22 protein-coding genes are annotated in these 19,837 nt (G+C 59.2%); 15 read left to right on the plus strand and 7 right to left on the minus strand.

Annotated features, from left to right (window positions below; translation table 11 throughout):
• Positions 1-295: 295 nt before the first annotated feature.
• The 3 genes from HX812_RS12790 (at position 296) to HX812_RS12800 (ending at position 2,702) form a co-directional block, all read left to right on the plus strand.
• Positions 296-2,005, plus strand: a complete 1,710-nt coding sequence (locus HX812_RS12790; RefSeq protein ID WP_306173381.1) for an S-type pyocin domain-containing protein — start codon at positions 296-298, stop codon at positions 2,003-2,005.
• 1 nt (position 2,006) lies between these two features.
• Entirely contained in the window at positions 2,007-2,264 is a 258-nt protein-coding gene (locus HX812_RS12795; protein ID WP_038843373.1) for a bacteriocin immunity protein, read from the plus strand.
• Positions 2,265-2,441: 177 nt separating this feature from the next.
• Complete coding sequence (locus HX812_RS12800) at positions 2,442-2,702, plus strand: bacteriocin immunity protein (RefSeq protein WP_038843375.1); 261 nt, start codon at positions 2,442-2,444, stop codon at positions 2,700-2,702.
• A 161-nt stretch (positions 2,703-2,863) separates the two neighbouring features.
• Here the strand turns inward: HX812_RS12800 and HX812_RS12805 are convergent, their stop codons facing one another.
• Together HX812_RS12805 and HX812_RS12810 are read right to left on the minus strand one after the other, a co-directional pair.
• Positions 2,864-3,103, minus strand: coding sequence for a DUF6124 family protein (locus HX812_RS12805; RefSeq protein WP_038843377.1), 240 nt, complete (start codon positions 3,101-3,103; stop codon positions 2,864-2,866).
• A 343-nt stretch (positions 3,104-3,446) separates the two neighbouring features.
• Complete coding sequence (locus HX812_RS12810; RefSeq protein ID WP_038843379.1) at positions 3,447-4,436, minus strand: zinc-dependent alcohol dehydrogenase family protein; 990 nt, start codon at positions 4,434-4,436, stop codon at positions 3,447-3,449.
• Between the two features lie 101 nt (positions 4,437-4,537).
• Here HX812_RS12810 and HX812_RS12815 point away from each other — a divergent pair, with 101 nt between their 5' ends.
• Positions 4,538-5,422 (plus strand): LysR family transcriptional regulator, encoded by an 885-nt coding sequence (locus HX812_RS12815; RefSeq protein ID WP_038843380.1) that lies wholly within the window; start codon positions 4,538-4,540, stop codon positions 5,420-5,422.
• A gap of 44 nt (positions 5,423-5,466) precedes the next feature.
• Here the strand turns inward: HX812_RS12815 and HX812_RS12820 are convergent, their stop codons facing one another.
• From HX812_RS12820 to HX812_RS12835, 4 genes are all read right to left on the minus strand, one after another.
• Positions 5,467-6,699, minus strand: coding sequence for a serine hydrolase (locus tag HX812_RS12820; RefSeq protein ID WP_038843381.1), 1,233 nt, complete (start codon positions 6,697-6,699; stop codon positions 5,467-5,469).
• A 172-nt stretch (positions 6,700-6,871) separates the two neighbouring features.
• Positions 6,872-7,378 carry a flavin reductase family protein gene (locus HX812_RS12825; protein WP_038843382.1) on the minus strand — a complete coding sequence of 169 codons (507 nt, stop codon included), beginning with the start codon at positions 7,376-7,378 and terminating at the stop codon, positions 6,872-6,874.
• A complete protein-coding gene (locus HX812_RS12830) occupies positions 7,378-8,406 on the minus strand; it encodes a methionine synthase (RefSeq protein WP_038843384.1) in 1,029 nt (342 codons plus the stop codon). Before HX812_RS12830 ends, HX812_RS12825 begins: the two co-directional genes overlap by 1 nt.
• 26 nt (positions 8,407-8,432) lie before the next feature.
• Complete coding sequence (locus tag HX812_RS12835; RefSeq protein ID WP_038843386.1) at positions 8,433-9,416, minus strand: DUF1852 domain-containing protein; 984 nt, start codon at positions 9,414-9,416, stop codon at positions 8,433-8,435.
• Positions 9,417-9,693: 277 nt separating this feature from the next.
• Between HX812_RS12835 and HX812_RS12840 the strand changes: the two genes are divergently transcribed.
• The gene (locus HX812_RS12840) at positions 9,694-9,927 is read left to right on the plus strand and encodes a hypothetical protein (protein WP_038843387.1); all 234 of its coding nucleotides are present in this window, start codon (positions 9,694-9,696) and stop codon (positions 9,925-9,927) included.
• Here the strand turns inward: HX812_RS12840 and HX812_RS12845 are convergent.
• Complete coding sequence (locus HX812_RS12845) at positions 9,924-10,388, minus strand: putative adhesin (protein ID WP_038843388.1); 465 nt, start codon at positions 10,386-10,388, stop codon at positions 9,924-9,926. The genes HX812_RS12840 and HX812_RS12845 overlap by 4 nt on opposite strands.
• Positions 10,389-10,566: 178 nt before the next feature.
• Between HX812_RS12845 and HX812_RS12850 the strand changes: the two genes are divergently transcribed.
• The 10 genes from HX812_RS12850 to HX812_RS12895 all read left to right on the plus strand — a co-directional run bounded on the left by HX812_RS12850 (position 10,567) and on the right by HX812_RS12895 (position 19,822).
• Entirely contained in the window at positions 10,567-11,127 is a 561-nt protein-coding gene (locus HX812_RS12850; RefSeq protein WP_038843389.1) for a nucleotidyltransferase family protein, read from the plus strand.
• A 65-nt stretch (positions 11,128-11,192) separates the two neighbouring features.
• Positions 11,193-11,633: a TspO/MBR family protein gene (locus HX812_RS12855; protein ID WP_016976492.1), complete on the plus strand. Its 441-nt coding sequence runs from the start codon at positions 11,193-11,195 to the stop codon at positions 11,631-11,633.
• The gene (locus tag HX812_RS12860; protein WP_177128261.1) at positions 11,633-12,577 is read left to right on the plus strand and encodes an alpha/beta hydrolase fold domain-containing protein; all 945 of its coding nucleotides are present in this window, start codon (positions 11,633-11,635) and stop codon (positions 12,575-12,577) included. Before HX812_RS12855 ends, HX812_RS12860 begins: the two co-directional genes overlap by 1 nt.
• A 35-nt stretch (positions 12,578-12,612) precedes the next feature.
• The gene (locus tag HX812_RS12865) at positions 12,613-13,152 is read left to right on the plus strand and encodes a hypothetical protein (RefSeq protein ID WP_050572378.1); all 540 of its coding nucleotides are present in this window, start codon (positions 12,613-12,615) and stop codon (positions 13,150-13,152) included.
• Entirely contained in the window at positions 13,149-13,646 is a 498-nt protein-coding gene (locus HX812_RS12870; RefSeq protein ID WP_038843394.1) for a GNAT family N-acetyltransferase, read from the plus strand. The genes HX812_RS12865 and HX812_RS12870 overlap by 4 nt, the downstream gene beginning before the upstream one ends.
• 134 nt (positions 13,647-13,780) lie before the next feature.
• Complete coding sequence (locus HX812_RS12875) at positions 13,781-14,407, plus strand: response regulator transcription factor (RefSeq protein WP_038843396.1); 627 nt, start codon at positions 13,781-13,783, stop codon at positions 14,405-14,407.
• Positions 14,408-14,564: 157 nt separating this feature from the next.
• Positions 14,565-15,629 carry a fimbrial protein gene (locus HX812_RS12880; RefSeq protein ID WP_050572379.1) on the plus strand — a complete coding sequence of 355 codons (1,065 nt, stop codon included), beginning with the start codon at positions 14,565-14,567 and terminating at the stop codon, positions 15,627-15,629.
• A gap of 254 nt (positions 15,630-15,883) precedes the next feature.
• Entirely contained in the window at positions 15,884-16,432 is a 549-nt protein-coding gene (locus HX812_RS12885; RefSeq protein WP_038843398.1) for a fimbrial protein, read from the plus strand.
• Between the two features lie 54 nt (positions 16,433-16,486).
• Positions 16,487-17,245, plus strand: coding sequence for a molecular chaperone (locus HX812_RS12890; protein ID WP_080642345.1), 759 nt, complete (start codon positions 16,487-16,489; stop codon positions 17,243-17,245).
• A 75-nt stretch (positions 17,246-17,320) separates the two neighbouring features.
• Positions 17,321-19,822: a fimbria/pilus outer membrane usher protein gene (locus HX812_RS12895; protein WP_038843406.1), complete on the plus strand. Its 2,502-nt coding sequence runs from the start codon at positions 17,321-17,323 to the stop codon at positions 19,820-19,822.
• The last annotated feature ends 15 nt before the right edge of the window (positions 19,823-19,837 follow it).

Genomic DNA, 19,837 nt, shown 5'->3' on the forward strand with positions numbered 1-19,837 from the left:
GTTGGGGAGGTAGGGGTTAGGGGCCACTCGAAGTTTCTTTCCTCTAACTTAATGGATTTCATTAGGCGAGATCACATTGCCATGCCAATCAATTCTACGGGTACGTGAAATGCATTCGCGCAAAGTATGCGTTGACGCATATGCTGGATGAATATACAGTATTTCTGCTCGCCGACGTTAGGCTTCTCAATAACCTGAAGCGGGTGAAATACACCAAGCAGTGAAGGCTGGAAGCCTTCACAAACAGGAATACTGTCGATGAAAGGACCGGCGACTTAACCAAAAGGAAATGGTAATGACAATAGAACTCGGAGAATCTAAAGTGACTGCCCCGGAGTTGATAGGGGCGTTTAACTTCAATCTTAGAAGCGATAATCCGCAACTAAATTTTTTTCCTCCCGCCACTCGCATGGACCTACAAAAGCGAGATGTAATAACTGCATTCACAAGAAAATTTCAAACAGAAATCGATGCCGCACATACTGAAAATATGCAGAAAATCGACAGTGAAATCAAAAAAGATGTAGAGGAGGAGGGCGGTTCTAATGAGTCAATGGATGTCACAACTCCTGAACCAATCGTAACAAAAGAGCATGTGATTCATGTCAAACTATACTACGACTCTAAAGCAGAAGAAAAAAACCAAGGGGACAAAGCCGCGTCGCTGAAAGTCGGCCCGGATCTTAAACCTTACTACTCTGTTTCTGATGTGTTTCCAGATAATAAATACCAAGATGCAGGCGTCCGAAAACAACGACTTATTGATTGGGCATTAGGCTATGAAGCTCTTCGGCTCGCTCAGGTCTATGCAGAAACAGCGAGGCGTTTAAAAGTAGCAGCAGATGCATTGGCTGTTATTCAGGCCGAACAAGCACGCCTAACCGCCGCAAATGAAGCTGTTCGGAACGCCAATACGTTCCGTGCACCGGGCTCTGCATCTGCTGCCGGCTCGCTGTTTATGACTTCAGCCGGAACCGTAACGGTCGTTGAAGCCGCGGCACTCACTCTACAAGCGGCTATTCGTGCAGCCATTAGCGCTTTGGGCGGGGCAGTTGCGGGTGTTGGAGCAGGCCTTTTTGTTGGGGTTTCAGCGCTGTTTTACTCGTCAAAGCTGGCTAATGGCGAACTGTCGGAGCGTTATGCTTTCAGTACCCCAGTATCGGACCTGGTTCAAGATTTTGAGCAAGACCTGAATAGCGTCGCTGCCGCAGGCGGCACCGTTGATATGGCTTACCGCATTAGCTCAAAAACTGCTGCAGATGGACAGTCGGAAGTCTTTGTAGTCAAGACTGATGGCGTGACGGTTCCGTCAAAGGTCAGGGTGGTGGCGGCTCGTTATGATGCGGCACAGAAAGTCTATACCGCTACGACAGCGGATGTACCTCCACGGACTCTAATTTGGACGCCTATTGTCAACCCAGGGAATAATTCAACGACTTCGCCTACTGAGCAACCTGCCCCAACGGTTTACACTGGCGCTACGGTGACTCCAGTTGAAGGCCGCATCGACGCCTTTCCTGAGGTTACAGAAGCGAGTTTTGATGATTTTATTACGGTCTTTCCGGCGGATTCAGGTCTGCCACCGATCTATACGATGTTCCGGGATCGGCGAGAGGATGCAGGTGTTGCAACCGGTGTTGGTCAGCTTGTGTCGGGGATTTGGCTGGAGACTGCATCGCAAGGTGAAGGGGCGCCAGTTCCGTCACAGATTGCGAACCAATTGCGAGGGAACGAATTTAAAAATTTCAGGAAATTTCGAGAGGCGTTTTGGAAGGCTGTCGCTAATGATTCCGAACTATCCAAGCAATTTGTCAGCAACAACATTTCTGAAATGAAGAACGGGCGAGCACCGTTTGTTCGAAAGGCAGATAGAGTGGGTGGTCAAGTGAAGTTTGAACTTCATCATGCTACTTATGTATCCAAGGGAGGCGCAGTTTTCGATATTGATAATATTTGGGTGGTTACTCCAAAGCTGCACGGCTCAATACATCTAGAGGGTAAGTAATATGGGTATTAAGAAAATAGAAGAGTACACGGAATCTGAGTTTTTGCTATTTGTTAAAAGGATTTGTGATTCTGAGTACGCCACCGAACAGGATCAAGTTGACGCTGTTTTGGAATTTGAGGCGTTAACAGAGCATCCAGACGGATCTGACTTGATTTATTATGCTCCGTCGGATGCGGAAAGTACGCCTGAAGTCATAACGAAAAAAGTTAAAGAGTGGCGCGCAGCGAACGGTAAGCCTGGATTCAAAACTGCTTAAGCTCGATTGCTTCTAATGATGCCCTTACTGTTAGCTTCGGTGAGGGGGGAAGAGGGGGCGGATTTATCTTTTCGATTTAACTAATCCGTTCCTTTTCTCGCTTTACGATATAGATGATTTGCGTGCAGTTACTCAAAAAAACATGACGCTCTGCATAGGTTTAAGCAAGGAGAGGAAATGGAACTCAAGAACAAATTTGAAGAGTATACAGAAAACGAGTTTCTCGATTTTCTTAATAAAATCTGGGCGATAGATGTGGCCTCCGAAGCAGAGCATGATAAGTTAATCGCTGCCTTCGTTAGGCTAACGGAACATCCACAAGGTAATGGTTTGATTTTTTATCCTTCTGAAGGTGTAGAGGATAGCCCGGCAGGTGTTTTAAAAATAGTGAAGGAGTGGCGAACCGCTAATGGTAAGCCAGGATTCAAGGCTACTTAAACTCTATTGCTTCTAGCGATACCCTTGCCGTTAGCTTCGGTGAGGGTATTTTTATTGTTCGGGGAAAGAGGGACGGATTTATTTTCGATTTAACTAATCTGTCCCTTTTCTCGAATGGCTATTTGGCAACCAAACGAGCTAGCACTCTGGATGGCTAGCAATCAGCCGACGCTAGGCGCCTCACGAATTAACAGCTTCGCTGTGAGCAGCACACCCAATTCACTCAATTGGTAAATTGCCAAGGCGATATCACGGTGTTTTCCACTCAGGTCTTCTGAAAGATCAAGCAGGAGCGTGCTGACTGAGGAAAAGGTTTCGTAGCTGTTGGTAATGAGGATTTCGTTACTGGCGTCTGGAGCGACGTAAAAGAGCGCATTCGAACCTTGTGAACCTTCAAACATGTTTGCATTCCTGTTTTTAGGCCACCACCCCTCAGCTACTAAACAAAAGGGAGGCAGCTGTACGCAGGTTAGTAGACCGGGGAATCCAAACGAAAGCCGGCGCGCCCGGAGGCGCCCTGCGCACAGCCACCATCAAGTGCAGACGGAGTCGTCTGACTGATTGAAGCTTGTGCACTTTGTCTGGATAAACCATCAGGCTACTAAACCCGATCACCGAGAAATTCAGCGACCGCGCAACCATAGATTCCACCACCCCAGCGCACAAGCCGGCGGATTCTGACGCAGGCGTAGGCAATCGGGCAAGCCACTGCCCAGCTTTGGGAAATGTCCTAGGACACTGCCCTCACACCGTCACCACCACCTTGCCCACCTGCTGGTTCGCCTCCAAATACCGGTGCGCGTCCTGCACCTCATCCAACCCAAACGTCTTCGCAATCACCGGCGCCAACGCCCCCGAAGCCAGCCCATCCAAGATGAACGCTTTAGCGCGTTCCAACGCAGCCGGGTCACCGACGATCTCGGCGTACAAATACCCCTTGAGCGTCAAACATTTGCCCAACACGGTAAATAGCGGAAACGGCGTCGGCTCGGCACTCAGTGCGCCGTACTCCAGCAAGATCCCGCCCTGGGCCATGCTTTGGGTGAGGGCTTCAAAGCCCGGCCCGCCGATGGGGTCGAACACCACGCGGGCGCCTTTGCCGTCGGTGAGTTGCATCACGCGTTCCACCAGGTTTTCTTCGTCGCTGACGATGACGTGGTGGGCGCCGGCGTCGAGCAGGGCTCGTTGTTTGGCGCGGGTGCGGGTGACGGCGATGGCGGTGGCGCCGACGCTGCGGGCGATCTGGAAGGCGGCGAGGCCGACGCTGCTGGAGGCGGCGGTGATCAGTACGAAGTCGCCTTTGGTGAGTTTGGCTTGTTCGACCAGGGCGCCCCAGGCGGTGACGTATTGCATCCACGAGGCGGCGGCTTGGACGAAGCTGAGGTTGTGCGGGTGTTTGACGGTGAGGTGGGCGGGCACGTTGGCGACTTCGCCGTAGGTGCCCCAGCGGGCGATGTCCAGCGGTGGGATGACGCTGACGGCGTCGCCCACTTGGAGGTCGGTGACGTTGGCGCCGATGGCGGTGACTACGCCGGCGGCTTCGTAGCCGAGGCGGCTGGGGAATTCGGCTTCTTGCAAGTAGGCGTGGTTGCGGAACATGACTTCGGCGCGGTTGAGGCCGAAGGCTTTGACGTCGATTTGCACTTCATCGGCGGCGGGGGCGGGTACGTCGATGTCTTCGAGTTTCAAGACGCTGGCGTCGCCGTAGGCGTGGAGTCGGACAATGCGTGGCATGGGGGAGCCTCAATGTTGATCGATAAGACGTTCAATTTAGGCTTGGGAAGGCGTGGGATAAAGGGCTAGGATGGCGCAACACTAGAAACAACGGGTTTCCAATGGACCGCCTTACCTTGATGGCCACTTTCGTCAAAGCCGTGGAACTGGGCTCGTTCAGTGCGGTGGCGGATGAGTTGAACCTGTCGCCGCAGTTGATCGGCAAGCAGGTGAAGATGCTCGAGCAGCACCTGGGTGTGTCGCTGCTCAACCGCACCACGCGCAAGCAGAGCCTGACGGATTTTGGGCGCACGTTTTATCAACGCGCCAAGCTGATTCTGGCGGACATGGACGCCGCCGAAGAAATGGCCGCCGTCACCCGTGGCGTGCCCAGTGGGCGCTTGCGCATCAATGCGCCGGTCACCTTTGGCGTGAGCACCCTGGCGCCGCGTTTGCTGGAATATATGGTCAAGTACCCGCAGGTGTCGGTGGACCTGACCTTGTCCAACGAGCTGATCGACCTGGTGGAAGACGGCTACGACGTGGTGTTTCGCATCGGCGAGCTGGCCGACAGCGGCCTGACCGCCTTGCCCCTCAAGCCTTACCAGATGGTGTTGTGCGCGGCGCCGGCTTATCTGGCGCGGCGACCCACCCTCACCACACCTTGGGATTTGCAGGAACATGAGTGCCTGGCGTTTGCCTATTCGGATGGGCGCTCGCACTTGCAGTTCGACGGGCCGGAGGGGCGGGTGGAGGTGCCGATTACAAGCCGTTTGACGATTAATCAGGGCGACCCGCTGCTCTCGGCGGCAGTGGCCGGGCTGGGCGTGGTGTTGTTGCCCCAGGAGTTGGTGAACGACGCGCTGCGCAAGGGTACGTTGGTGGCGTTGTTGCCGGGCTACAGTGTGCCGGTGTTGCCGATGAACTTGCTGTACACGGCGGGTCGGCAGGTGACGCCGAAGGTGCGCAGTTTTGTGGAGTTTGTGAAAGGGGTGTTGGGGCGGTGATTGAGGGGGCGGGCCAGCGTCAGCATGGCTCGCCCCCTTTTCCGTTACGGCAGCACCTTGGCGATGGCGTCAAACGCGACCATGTCGTCGATCACCTTGCCGCCAGTGGGTTGGGTTTGGGCCTGCCACACCACGATCACCACGTTTTTGGTCGGGTTGATGTAGACGTACTGGCCAAAGGTGCCGGCGGCGGTGAAGGCTTTGTCGGCCTTGGACGCGTCGGTCCAGCCGGGCCACCACATGGAGGCGAACTCGCCGTAGGCGCCATCTGAACCGGTGACCGCGCTGGCGAAGCTCAACCAACCTTCCGGCAACACTTGCTTGCCACCGGCCTTGCCGCCGCTCAGCACGAATTGGCCGAAGCGGCCGTAGTCTTCCAGGGTGGCGCTGATGCCGCTGCCGCCGACTTCGTTGCCGTTGGCGCCGTCGAGCCACCATTTGGCATCGGTCTGCATGCCGTAGGGTGCCCAGATTTTTTCGCTGAGGTATTGGGTGAGGGGCTTGCCCACAGCGGCGCTGACCAGTTGGCCCAGCACTTGGGTTTCGCCGGTGCTGTAGTTGGTGCGGGTGCCCGGTGGCGCGGCGGTGGTGAGGGTGGCCATGAACTTGAGCAGGGAGCCGGTGACTTGTTCGCTGCGCAGTTGGATCAGGTGGCGTTCGTCGGAGGTGGGGTCGGTGTATTTTTCGTTCCACTTGACCCCGGAGCGCATGGCCAATATCTGCCGCACGGTGACCTGGTCGTAGGCGCTGCCGGCCAGGGCGGGCAGGTAGTGGGTGACTTTGTCGTCCAGGCTTTTGATCGAGCCGTCCTGCAGGGCCGCGCCCACCAGGGTGGAGGTGACGGATTTGGCCACCGACATCGACATCCAGCGGGTCTCGGCGGTGTTGCCGTGGGCGTAGCGCTCATCCACGATCTTGCCGTCCTTGAGCACCAGCAGCCCGGTGACGCGGTTGGTCGCCACGTAGTCGTCGAGGCTGTAGTGCTTGCCTTTGAACTCGAACGCCACGGGGGCCAGGGGTTTGGCGCTGCGCGGCAGGGGAAACGGATGCCCACCCGCCTTGATGGTGCGCACCGGGAACAGGCGGTCGGTGTTGCGGAAGGTGGTTACCGCCAGTTCCGGGCTGAGTTTTCCGTCGTAGATGGCTTGCACGTCGCCAATCGGCTCCTGTGCGTGGGGGTAAGGCTGGGTCGCGCAGGCGGCCAGCGACAGGGCGAGTGTGGCGGCGCCCATCAACACGGGCAGGGGGCGGCGCTTGAAGCGCGGGAGCACGGGCATAAGAACCTCTTTATTATTGTGGGTCGGTCTTAAGGGGCGGCGACGCGTCAGCGAGGCTGGCGTGCCGGAACCAGCATGCGGTGGGGGATTTTTTTGGCGCGCGGGATCGGGCCGGTTTATGCGTGGGATTGGGACAGCGGCCACCCTTGGCGAGGGCGGCGCGGGTAACGGCTCACACCACGCCGGGCGCGGCGAGGTTGCAATACTGCCCTTTGAAATACAGCAACGGCTGCGCCGCCGCCGTCTCTTGCAGGTTCAACGCCTTCACTTCCCCAATCACAATCAGGTGATCCCCGGCAGCGTGTTCAGCGTGAATCTCGCAATCGAGCCAATGCAGGCTGCCGGCAATGATCGGATTGCCGAGCGGCGAGGCCTGCCAGTCGACGTCGTGCCACTTGTCGGTGCCGCGCCGCGCGAACTGGTTGGAGAGCTTCACCTGTTCGCCCGAGAGGATGTTGACGGCAAACCGACCGGCCTGGCGGATCTTGGGGTAGCTGGCGGAACTGGCCATGACGCTGAATGACACCAACGGTGGGGTCATCGACACGCTGTAGAACGACTGGCAGGTGAAGCCAATTGGCTCGTCATCGATGTGCGATGTAATCACCGTGATGCCGGAGGCGTAGTGCCCGAGCGCTTCGCGAAAGCTGGCCGCACAGGGACGTGACAGGGTGGGCATCAGTTCGACAGTTCTCGGCGGATGATTTCAGCGCCGGCACTCAACGCCTTCAGCTTGCCTCGCGCAACGTGGCGGGGCAGGGGCGCCATGCCGCAGTTGGTGCAGGGGTAAAGTTTGTCGGCATCCACGAATTGCAGGGCTTTGCGCAGGGTGTTGGCGACCTCTTCCGGTGTTTCAATGGCGTGGTTGGCCACGTCAATGGCACCGACCATCACTTTTTTACCGCGAATCAGTTCGATGAGTTCCATGGGCACATGGGAGTTGTGGCATTCCAGCGAGACGATATCGATGCTCGATTGCTGCAACTTGGGAAACGCCTCTTCATATTGGCGCCACTCGGAGCCCAGAGTCTTTTTCCAATCGGTATTGGCCTTGATGCCGTAGCCGTAGCAGATGTGCACCGCTGTTTCACATTTTAGGCCTTCGATGGCCCTTTCCAGGGTGGCCACGCCCCAGTCGTTCACCTCGTCAAAGAAGACGTTAAAGGCCGGCTCGTCAAACTGGATGATATCCACACCCGCCGCTTCCAGTTCCCGGGCTTCTTCATTGAGGATCTTGGCGAATTCCCAGGCCAGTTTTTCGCGACTTTTGTAGTGGTTGTCATACAGCGTGTCGATCATCGTCATGGGGCCTGGCAGTGCCCACTTGATCGGTTGGTTGGTTTGCTGGCGCAGGAACTTGGCGTCCTCGACAAACACCGGTTTTTGACGCGTGACAGCACCCACCACGGTCGGCACGCTCGCGTCATAACGGTCACGGATCCTGACGGTCTCACGCTTCTCGAAATCCACACCGCTAAGGTGTTCGATAAAGGTGGTGACGAAGTGTTGGCGCGTTTGTTCGCCATCACTGACGATATCAATGCCGACGTTTTGTTGTTCTTGCAGCGACAGGCGCAACGCGTCTTGCTTGCCCTCGATCAGTGCTTCTTCCTGCAGTTTCCAGGGTGACCAGAGTGTCTCGGGTTGTGCCAGCCAGGACGGTTTAGGCAAGCTGCCGGCGGTTGAAGTAGGCAATAACTTTTTCATTAAGGTGACCTTGTCTTTAAAAGGATTCAACGCGCGCAGTGGGCAGACCACTGCTCCAGTACCGACTGGTAGGGCTTGATGAAGTTTTCTTCAACGAACTTGCCCTGCTCGATGGCCAGTCGGCCGCGCTCTTCGCGGTCATACACAATCCGCGTCAGTGAGTAGTCCTGGTGTTGCAGGCTGGGTTGATAGGATTTACCGGCTGCCGAGTTCGCGTTGTAGATCTCTGGGCGGTAGATCTTCTGGAAGGTGTCCATGGTGCTGATGGTGCTGATCAGCTCAAGGGTGCTGTAGTCGCTGAGCAAATCCCCGGAAAAATAAAAAGCCAGGGGCGCAACGCTGTTGGCTGGCATGAAATAGCGCACCTTCAGCCCCATCTTGTTGAAGTATTCATCCGTCAGGGAATATTCATCTTGCTGGTATTCAACGCCCAGCACGGGGTGCAGGTTTTCGGTGCGGTGATAGGTCTTGGCGCTCGACACGCTCAGGCAGATCACGGGCGGTTTGTTGAAATGCTCTTTGTACGTGCTGGAGTTGACGAAGCTCTTGAATAACTTGCCGTGCAGCTCGCCAAAGTCAGCGGGCGTGCTGAACTGGGCTTGGTCTTTGTTGTGCTCCCGCAAGCGCACGCTGAAGTCATAGTCGCGTACGTAAGAGGAAAAGTTATTGCCGACAATGCCAGCCAGGCGCTCGTTGGTTTTGCGATCGACAATATTGGTTTTCAATATTTCAATCAAAGGAATGGCATGGCCGCTGCTCTGGGCATCCATGTCCATTTCCACGGAAATGATTTCAAGCTCGACCGTGTAGCGATCGCCTTTGGGGTTGTCCCAATGGGCCAAGGCATTGAAGCGGTTGTCGATCATCCTTAACGTGTTGCGCAAGTTTTCTTGACGGCTCGCGCCCCTCGCCAGGTTGGCAAAGTTGGTGGTGATGCGCGTATTTTCGGCGGGATGGTAGTTCTCGTCGAAACGAATGCTCTTGACCGTAAATGCAAACTCTTTGTTCATTGTGATGCCACACCCTGATTGCCGCGATAGCCCCTGAACGTGTTCAGGGGCTTGTTCAGCGGTCTATAACTTGTCTTTAAGTAGGGTGCATCTTAGGCGGGGAGCAACATGAGAAAAACTGAATTGATTTCACTGCAACTTTAGCGCTCCTCATGATGGGGTGCCGCCGTTGCGCGGCCGCCGCCAAAACCAGCCCCTTTCTACGCAAACCGGTCTACCATGCCTCCCCGGCAGTGGTTCCACGCGCTACCGACCTCTCTCTTGCAAGGTATCGCCCATGTCCATTGACCAGATTTCCCTCCCTAAAGGCGTAGGCCCTCACGCCACCAAGCTTCTCGATGCCATCACCGGCGCTGCCACCCACGATGAACTCAACCGCGCCGGCGGCAAGGCCGAAGGGTTTGTACTCGGGCTGGAATCCACCAAGGCGATCAAGAGCCAGATCGCCGAGTCGCTGTATGTGGCCTACGACGACGCGGCGAGTCACCGGGCAACTGAACTGAAAGGCTAACGCCAGGCGGGTTTCTTTGGGTCCGGATTGAACGGCCTGAGCGACTGTTGCCAAGCGGGCGCCGGCAAGTTGCTGCGGCAGGCGCACCAATGCACCGGTGTCGGATTATTGATATCGCCCCAGCCTTTGGCTTCATAGGACGCCATGATCTCGCTCAACCGCCAGGCGTCACCGGCCCCGGCGATCAACTGCGTATGAGGCGCCGGCGTGGGGTTGATCGTCAGCGGCGGGTTGGTGGAGTCCAGCAGCCAGTAATCCTTCACCAGCCCGCCACGAGACACCACGTTCGGGGCGTGGAGCGGGTTCATCGAATTGGGGTTGGATTCGATCCGGCCCGCCACGTTATCCCGGATGGGAATGCCATCGGCGGTCCAGAAATACAGCGTGAAGCCCTTTGGCAGCGCAAAAGGGGGAAACCCGTCCCCACAGGCCAACCCATGCCCCGACAATACAATCGCCATGCTGATTCCCCGCTCGTTTGAGGTGTGCCGAGCGCCCCTACGCAGGAGGGGCGTGTTGAATTCAGAACGTGCGAGGTGGGCGGAATATTCCAGTCGCGGGCAAAAATAACCCAGAAATCTTGTCATGAGGGTGCGCTACAGTGGGGGCCTGACGCTGGCCCGATAGAAAGGAGTGCCCATGACATTGACCGTCGAAACCCTGCTCAACCTGGCCATGGCCAATCCCATCAACGCCGAAATCACCGCGCGCCTGCCGGACCTCGGGGTGGACCAGTGCTTTCTCACGGCGGGCTGCCTGTTCCAGGCGGTGTGGAATCATCAGTCGAACCTGCCTGCGGCCCAGGGTGTAAAGGACTACGACGTTTTCTACTTCGATACCGACCTGTCCTACGAGGCCGAGGACGCGGTGATCCGTGCGGCTGAGCGGTTGTTCCAGGACCTGGGCGTCAACGTCGAGGTGAAGAACCAGGCGCGGGTTCATCTCTGGTACGGCGAGCGGTTTGGTAGGCCTTATCCGCAATTGCACACGGCCAAACAGGGGATTGATCGTTACTTGGTCGCGGGCACCTGCATCGGGTTGGAGATTGCCACGGGCGAGCTGTACGCGCCGTATGGGTTGGAGGACGTGGCGCAGGGCGTGCTGCGCATCAATCCACTGCATCCGGAACCTGAGTTGTTCAAGCAGAAAGCCCGCAGTTATCAGGCGCGCTGGCCTTGGCTGCAAATAGTGGCGCCCTGAATTGCACTGAACTTTTACCCGCGTCCTGCACGTCCAAGCTTGAAATGCCCAGCCAAGGACCGACTATGACCTTCTTCATCTTCCTGCTCGCCTGCGCCGCCGCTGCCAGTACCGGCATCCTTTTCAAACCCGGTGCCTGGTACGAATCCCTGGTCAAACCCGGCTTCACGCCGCCCAATTGGCTGTTTCCGGTGGCGTGGACGATCATTTACCTGCTGCTGGCCTGGGCCGGTTACCGCCTCAGCCTGATTCCGGGCAGCCAAACGGTGTTGGCGCTGTGGGCGGCGCAGATTGCGTTGAACACCTTGTGGACGCCGGTCTTCTTCGGCGCCCATCGCATCCTCGCCGGGATGGTGATTCTGGCCGTGTTGTGGCTGACCGTCGCGACGATGGTGGTGTTGGCGGTGCAGTTGGACCTGATCACCGGCTTGATCCTGTTCCCGTACCTGGCGTGGCTGTGTGTGGCGGCGGCGCTGAATTTCTCGATCCTGCGCAATAACCGCTGATGGCCGTTAAAGCCTGGCCCGCCAGTGAGCCCGAACGGGCCGAGATGCGGCGCTTCAACCAAAAGCTCGCCTGGTTGCCGCGCTTCAAGATCCGCAATCGCGTCACGCCGCGTTTGATCCAGGCGCTGTTGCGGGTCAGTCAAACGATCAAGAAAGCCCCTCTGGCTGACACCCACTACGTCGACACAGTCCCCGTACGCATCCTGCGCCCCAGCGGCAAGCCCAAGGGCGTGGTGCTGGATATCCACGGTGGCGGCTGGGTGATCGGCAATGCGCAGATGGATGACGACCTCAACCTGGGCCTGGTCAACGCCTGCGACGTGGCGGTGGTGTCGGTGGATTACCGGCTGGCAGTCGACACGCCGGTCGAAGGGCTGATGGACGACTGCCTGGCGGCGGCGCGGTGGCTGCTCACCACGGAGGAATTTGCCGGCCTGCCGGTGATTGTCGTCGGCGAGTCGGCCGGCGGGCACCTGGCTGCGGCGACCTTGCTGGCGTTGAAGCAATGGCCAGCGCTGCTCCAGCGGGTGAGCGGGGCGGTGTTGTATTACGGAGTCTATGACCTGACCGGTACACCCAGCGTGCGCGCGGCGGGGCCCGACACCCTGTTGCTGGACGGGCCGGGCATGGTCGAGGCGCTGCGCCTGCTCACGCCGGGGCTGAGTGATGACGCGCGACGCCAGCCGCCCTTGTCCCCCTTGTATGGCGACTTCGACGGCCTGCCGCCGGCGTTGATGTTCGTGGGTGAGCTTGATCCGCTGAAGGATGACACGCTGTTGATCGCTGAACGATGGCCGGGGGCTGAAGCGCATCTGCTGTCGGAGGCGGCGCATGGGTTTATTCATTTTCCGGTGGCGATGGGGGCGGGCGTGCTTGCCTACAGCCGTCGTTGGATCAGTCAACGCGTCGGTGGGGGAGTACTCAAACTTCCTTCGTCCGGGTAACCTTTCGCTCCCCCCATTCAAGCCAAGGAAAGCACGTGAAGGTTCTTCAAGGATTCATCGGTCTCTCGACGCTCTTCCTGCTGGCCGGTTGCGAGCAAGCCATCGAGAAAACCCTGCGTTTCGACGTGCCCTACGGCTACTTCGAGACCGCCTGGCGCCAGGACGTCACCGGCAGAGGCCAGTTGACCTGCAAGGTGACCACGGACACCCAGGACCGTGGCGAGAAGTGGGTGCCGTCGGTCATCCTTGCGGCCGCCGAGGATGCGGCCGAAGACGATACGTTGTTTCTCTCCAGTTATTCGCCGGCCGGTACGGACCAGCGCATTTTCAACCTGCGCACGTTCAACAAGGCCAAGCCGGTTATTGATACGGCGATTCATCAAACCCTCGACCAGAACGGCGTGTACAGCCTGCGCCTGACCTGGCAGGAGGATGGCGCTATCGGTTACCAGATCGAGAACGGCGGTCAGTGGGAAGAGAAGCAGCTCGTCCAGAAGCCGGGTTTCCGCGTGCGTCATGTGAGCGTGCATGCGTCGGGGATGAAGGGCAGCGCGGTGTGTGAGTTGCGCCAGTGATCATCCAGGCCGTCACCCGCGACGACATCCCCGAGGTGCTGGCCTTCACATCACAGGCCCGCGCCGAGCTGTTTCCCAAGCTCAGCGCATCGGGCCTGCCTGACGACCTGGCGCATTTTGAATCCACCTACCTGCAGGGCGATGGTCAATTCCTGATCGCCCGACACGCTGGCGAGATCGTTGCCGCGATTGGCTATCTGCCCTACGACCAGCGATTTCCTCAGTTGGATTTTCATGCGATCAAGACGGTAGAGGTGGTACGCCTGTTCGTGCTTCCGGCGTTTCGGCGTGGCGGATTGGCCGGTCAGCTGTATCGAGCGTTGACGGTGTTGGCCAGGCAGAACGGGGTCGAGGCACTCTACCTGCACACCCATCCCTTCCTGCCGGGTGCCATTGATTTCTGGGTGCGCCAAGGTTTCAGCGTCATCGACATCGAAGCCGACCCTATCTGGCAGACCACCCACATGGAAAACCGCTTCGCGCCGACGCCTTGAAGTTCTAGCAGGGAAAAATCCTACGAATCAGAAGGATGAAGCCTAACTATCCCGCTGCTCCTTCCCTTGATCATCCATGCCCTTCGGCGTTCTTCAGCCGCAACGGATGGCAATCACAAGGGAAAGGAGGCGGTATGTATCGCGCGTTAGTGGTGGATGACCACCCGTTTATCCGGGCGTCGGTCAAAGCGTTGCTGGTCGGGCTGGGCTTTGGCGTCGTGTGGGAAGCCGGCAACGGTGCACAGGGGCTGCAATGGGCGAGCGAGCAGGTCCCTGATCTGGTGATCCTGGAAATCATGCTGCCAGACCAGAATGGACTGGAGGTGATTGCCCAACTGGCCGGCTTGAACCCGCCGTGCAAAGTCTTGGTGCTGACCGCGCAATCGGCGCAGTGCTACGTCACCCGTTGCCGCAAGGCCGGTGCGGCGGGTTTTTTGTCCAAGTGCAATGCGTTGGATGAGCTGGTCAAAGGCGTCAAGACGCTGATGGATGGCTATACCTTTTTCCCCGACCTGGCCACCCATGCCGTGCGGCCCAGGGATGTGCAAAGCACGGACGACGAGCTGATCGCGCGGTTGTCCGAGCGCGAGCTGAGCATCTTGCGGCAGTTGTCCCTGGGCCTGAGCAACAAGCAGATCGGTGACGCGCTGCAGATCAGCAACAAGACTGTGAGCACCTACAAGACCCGCCTGATCGAGAAACTCAACGTCAAATCGGTGGTGTACCTGGCGGAGTTCGCCCGGCGCAACCATTTGGTGTGAGGTTACGCGTGGGAAATTTCCTACAAATTGGCGGGAAGGAAGCTACGGGTTAGGTGATGTCCAGTGCTGATAATCGTGGCTCATCCGGCTTGTGGGCCGGGCCTCGATCAACAGGCGACACCCCTGGCAGGCCGTCGCTTTCATCAGGGCTTCACACATGAACATCAAGTCAACCCTCGCACAGTATTTCGCGGTATCGGCCCTGGCGCTGGCGGCGTCGCCGGCCATGGCGGCCTGTACTTGGGACTCTGGCAACGGCACCCCCAAGCAACTTACGTTGGCCGCCGGCACGGTATTCGCGCCGCGTGACGTGCCCATCGGCACCACCCTCAACAACAACGCACCGATCCGCACGGTGCCGTTCAATGACCGCCTGGTGTGTGGCCTGGTCGCGCGCTACAGCACCACGCTGATCGGCCCGCTGGCCACGAATATCCCGGTGGACGTGGTACGGGTGCCGGCCAGTTCGCTGTTGCAGACCAATGTGCCGGGCGTCGGCCTGGCCATCTACATGACCGGGTTCGCCACCCAATGGCAGGGGCAGGCGGATAACCCGAGCCGCTTCATTCCGTTTGAACTCAACCTGAATATTTCCTACGCCATCAGTGGCATGAGTGGCGCCCTGATGCGCTATACGCTGGTCAAGACCGGTGATATTGCGCCCGGCACCCACACCATCAACCAACTGGTGGCCAAGGGCGATTCGGACCGTGGACATATCTTCGACCTGACGTTCACCGCCACCGTGACCGTGGCCGGCTGCTCCATGCCAACGGCGCCGGGTGACCAGATCACGGTGCCCATGGGCACCTGGGAAAAACGCGTGTTCAACGGTAAAAACTCCACCACGCCGGCCCAGCCGTTCGCGATCACGCTCAATTCCTGCATCGCGGGCAGTAACTACCCCAACAACGGCAGCGGCTATTTCAATGGCAACTACGCCAACATCCAGATCGATGGCAACAAGACCTCGAACATCCTCGACGCGGCCAACGGCATCTTGAGTTTGTCGAGCGATTCCACGGCCCAGGGTGTGGCCATCCAGGTGCTGCGCAACGACAACACGCCGATGAACCTGGGCCAACCGGTGCGGCTCACGCAGATCGTCAATGGCACCACCACAGTGCCGCTCAAGGCGCGGTATATCCAGACCGCCGACGGGCCAACGCCTTCGCCGGGTTCGGCAAATGGCTACGCGAGTTTTTCCGTGACCTATCGCTGAGTTTTCCCAGCGCAATACCCACCACGCCACCGGTTCATCGAGCCTGTGGCGTGTTTTTTTTGGGGTGATTCTCCGGAACTTTTTTGTGGGAATTTTCCTACAAGAGAGGCGACGTTTCCTACATAGCCGTACTGCCCATCTTTCGATAATGAACCCAGACGAAACGCGCAGGCCCTTACTCGGGTCGCCACGTCGCCGAGTCTGAAGGCCTTCATTCGGCCGCCAGACACTCCTTCATAACTGTGGATGTGATCATGAAAAAGTTTGCTCTCAAAGTTTTGACCCTCGCCCTGGTTCTGGCAGGTGCTTCGCAGGCTGCGCTGGCGGCCGACGGCGAAATCAACTTCATCGGCAGCGTCACCGACAACACCTGCCCGGTGGTGGTCGAGGACCTCAACGGTTCGGCCGGCGCCGGTGATGTGGGCCTGGGCAGCGTGCCCGTGACGTCCCTGGCGTCGGCCGGCCAAGTGGCAGGCGGCGGCGCGTTCACCCTGACCATCGACACCACCGCCCCTGGCTGCAGCGTGACCGGCAAGAAAGCCGTGGTGAAGTTCCTGTCCCTGAGCGGCAACGCCGGTGCCAGCGGCCAATGGATCGGCCTGTCGCCGGAAGCCGGTGTGGCCACCAACGTCGCCGTGCAGATCAAAGATGCCACCGGCAAGGACGTGCAAGTGGGCCTGGAGTCCTCGCCGTACCTGGACCTCACCCAGCCGCTGCGCTTTACCGCCAACTACATCGCTACCGGCGCGGCCACGGCGGGCCCGGCCAACGCCAAGGCGGCGTTCACCGTCGACTACCAGTAAGCCCTGTGCAACGCCCCGGCCCATTTGGGTTGGGGCGCCAAGAGGAGGATCGAGATGAAACGTTTTGCGACCCCTTTCAAAACCACGCCTTTCAATACCACCCCTTTCAAAAGCACGGCGCTACTTGCCCTGATGCTGCTCAGCGGCATCAGCCAGGCCGGTGTGATGCTCGGCGGTACGCGTATCGTGTTCGATGGCAACAAGCGCGACGCCTCTATCACCGTTGGCAACACCACCGCACAGCCCTACGCGGTGCAGACCTGGGTCAACACCGAGGCGGATGACAACACCACGCCGACCCCCTTCGTGGCGACGCCGCCGCTGTTTCGCCTGGACCCGCACAAAGAGCAGATGGTGCGCATCCAGAAAGTGCCGGGCGCGCTGCCCGAGGACCGCGAGTCGGTGTTCTATTTCAATGCCCAGGAAATTCCGGTGGCCGCCAAGGCCGACGAGAACACCCTGAAGATCGCCATGCGCACCCGCATCAAACTGTTCTACCGCCCGGCCGGGCTCAAGGGCAATACGCTGGATGCACTGCCGCAACTGCGCTGGAGCCTGGTGCAGGAACAGGGCAAGACCCTGTTGGAGGTGAACAACCCGTCGGCCTTCCACGTGTCGTTCATTGGCGTGAAGGCCCTGGGCGGCGGGCAGACCGTCGAGGTGGACGAGCCGAAAATGGTCGCCCCCATGAGTCGCCAGCGCTACGCACTGCCGGGGTTCACCGCCCGCACCGGCGAGGTGATGTTCTCCGCCATCAATGATTTCGGCGGCTACAGCGAGCCGAGCAAAGTCGCCATCACCAGCGCCCCCTGACGCTGTCGTCCATTCCCTTGCGAACCTGACCACACGTTGCCGCCGCAGCGTGATGGCCTCGTATTGAGTGCTGCCATGCGAACCTATGCCTTGAACCTTGACTGCCTGACCGTGCCCTTCACGCCTTTGCGTTTGTCCGCCGCCGTGCTGGCCGCGTTGATGGGCGGCGTGGCGTTTGCCGAAGAGCCGGCGAAGTTTGATGCCAGTTTCATGCAGTCCTTTGGCGGCACCAGCGCCGGGCCGAACCTGGACCTGGACGCCATCGCCAACAGCGGCAGCATCGGCCCGGGCACCTACCCGGTGGTGATTCGCCTGAACCAGAGTTTTTTCGACCGACGCGACATGACCTTCGCCAAGGACGAAGCCAGCGGTGAAGTGCGGGTTTGTCTGTCCGAGGCGTTTCTCAAGGAACTGGGCGTGAAGCTGGAGGCGTTCCAGGCGCCGGGTGAAGCGTTGCCGGAATGCATCGACCTGGCGGCCATGGTCGAGGGCGCGTCGGTGAGTTTCGATGCCAACCACCTGGCCCTCGATATCAGCGTGCCGCAGATTGCCCTGCGCCGGGATGCGGCCGGTTATGTCGCCCCCCAGGACTGGGACCGTGGCATCAACGCGGCGATGCTCAACTATCAGTTTTCCGCAGCGCAGACCCAGTCTGACAGGCGCGGCAGCGGCAGCCAGTACAACCTGTATGCCAATGGCGGCTTCAACCTCGGCGACTGGCGTTTTCGCAGCAGTTCTTCGTTCCGCCAGGACGAGCAAGGTCAGCAGGATTGGCAGCGCAGCAACACCTACGCGCAGCGTGACCTCACCGCGCTCAAGGGCACCCTGACCCTGGGCGAGAGTTTCACGCCGGGGGATGTATTCGACAGCATCCCGTTCCGTGGCGTGCAGGTGGCGTCGGACATGGGCATGTTGCCGGACTCGATGCAGGGTTACGCGCCGATCATCCGTGGCATTGCCGAAAGCCAGGCCAAGGTTGAAGTGCGCCAGAACGGCTTTTCCCTCTACACCACCTACGTGGCCCCCGGCGCGTTCGAGATCGATGACCTCAACGCCGCCTCGGGCAGCGGCGACCTGGAAATCATCATCACTGAGGCCGATGGCCGCGAGCGCCGTTTCACCCAGCCTTACGCCACCTTGGGCAATATGCTGCGGGAAAAAACCTGGCGCTACAGCATGACCCTGGGTGAATACAACGCCGTGGACGGTGGCCAGCGCCCCGCATTTGCCCAGGCTTCGTTGGCCTACGGCCTGCCTTTTGACCTGACGCTGTACGGCGGCCTGCTGGGCGCGGATTTCTACCGCGCCGGGGTGGTGGGCGTCGGCAAGAGCCTGGGCAGCCTGGGGGCGGTGTCGGTGGACGTCACCCAGGCCCAGGCGGATGTGCCCCAGGCGCAGGGCGGCCAGCAAAAAGGCCAGAGCGTGAGCGTGCGCTATGGCAAGGCCTTCGAGACCGGCACTTCGGTGCGTTTTGCCGGGTATCGCTATTCCACCGAGGGCTACCGCGACTTCGAAGAGGCCGTGCGCCTGCAGGACCCCAACGACTATTTCGGCCTGTCCAAGCGCAGCAAGGTCGATGCCAGTGTCAACCAGGCCCTAGGCAGCCGCGGCTCGTTCTACCTCAACATGAGCCAGCAGCATTATTGGGGGTCTTCGCGACAAGACCAACAGATGCAACTGGGCTTCAACACCCAGCACAAAGGCGTGACCTACGGCGTGTATGCCAGCAAGACCCTCACCGACAACTACGGCGAGAACAACCAAGTGGTGTTCACCGTGTCGATGCCCATCGGCCAGACGCGCAGCACCGCCACCTATTCGGTCACCCGCAACAATGACGGCAGCCTGGACCAGCGTGCCGGCCTCAGCGGCAACGACGGCAACCTGACGTACAACGTCAACGCCAACCGCTCGGACCTGGCCGGCAACAATGGTTCGGCACTGGTCGGTTACCGTGCGCCGTATGCCCAGTTGGGCGCAGGTGTGAGCGTGGGCAGTGGCTACCGGCAGGCCTCGGTGAGTGCATCGGGTTCGGTACTGGCCCATGGCGATGGCGTGGAGTTCGGCCAGACCCTCAGCGAAACCGTGGCCCTGGTGGAAATCAAGGACACCCCCAATGTCGGCGTGCTCAATGCTCCCGGCACTCTGACCAACAATAAGGGCTATGCGCTGGTGCCCTACGTGACGCCGTATCGCAAGAACCGCGTGGCCCTGGACACTGGCGAACTGGACACCAGCGTCGACATCGACGACGGCGTGACCAACGTGGTGCCGCGCCGTGGCGCAGTGGTCAAGGCGACGTTCGCCGCGCGCCGTTCGGAAAAGGTCGTGCTCAGTGTGCGCTTGCAGGACGGTTCGCTGCCGCCGTTCGGCACCACGGTGCTCGACGACAAGGGCGTGAGCGCTGGCGTGGTCGGGCAAGCTGGGCAGGTGCTGATCGCTGTCAACGAGGGCAAGGTCTATAGCATGAAGTGGGGCGAAACCGCCGCGCAACGTTGCACCGTCGAGCTGGATATCAGCAAGACTGCGCCGGTGGATGGCTACCGTGTGATGGAGGCGATCTGCAAGGCACCTTGAAGAGGAAGAGGCTTT

The sequence above is a fragment of the Pseudomonas sp. IPO3749 genome (assembly GCF_013386605.1).
GTDB lineage: Bacteria > Pseudomonadota > Gammaproteobacteria > Pseudomonadales > Pseudomonadaceae > Aquipseudomonas > Aquipseudomonas azotoformans_A.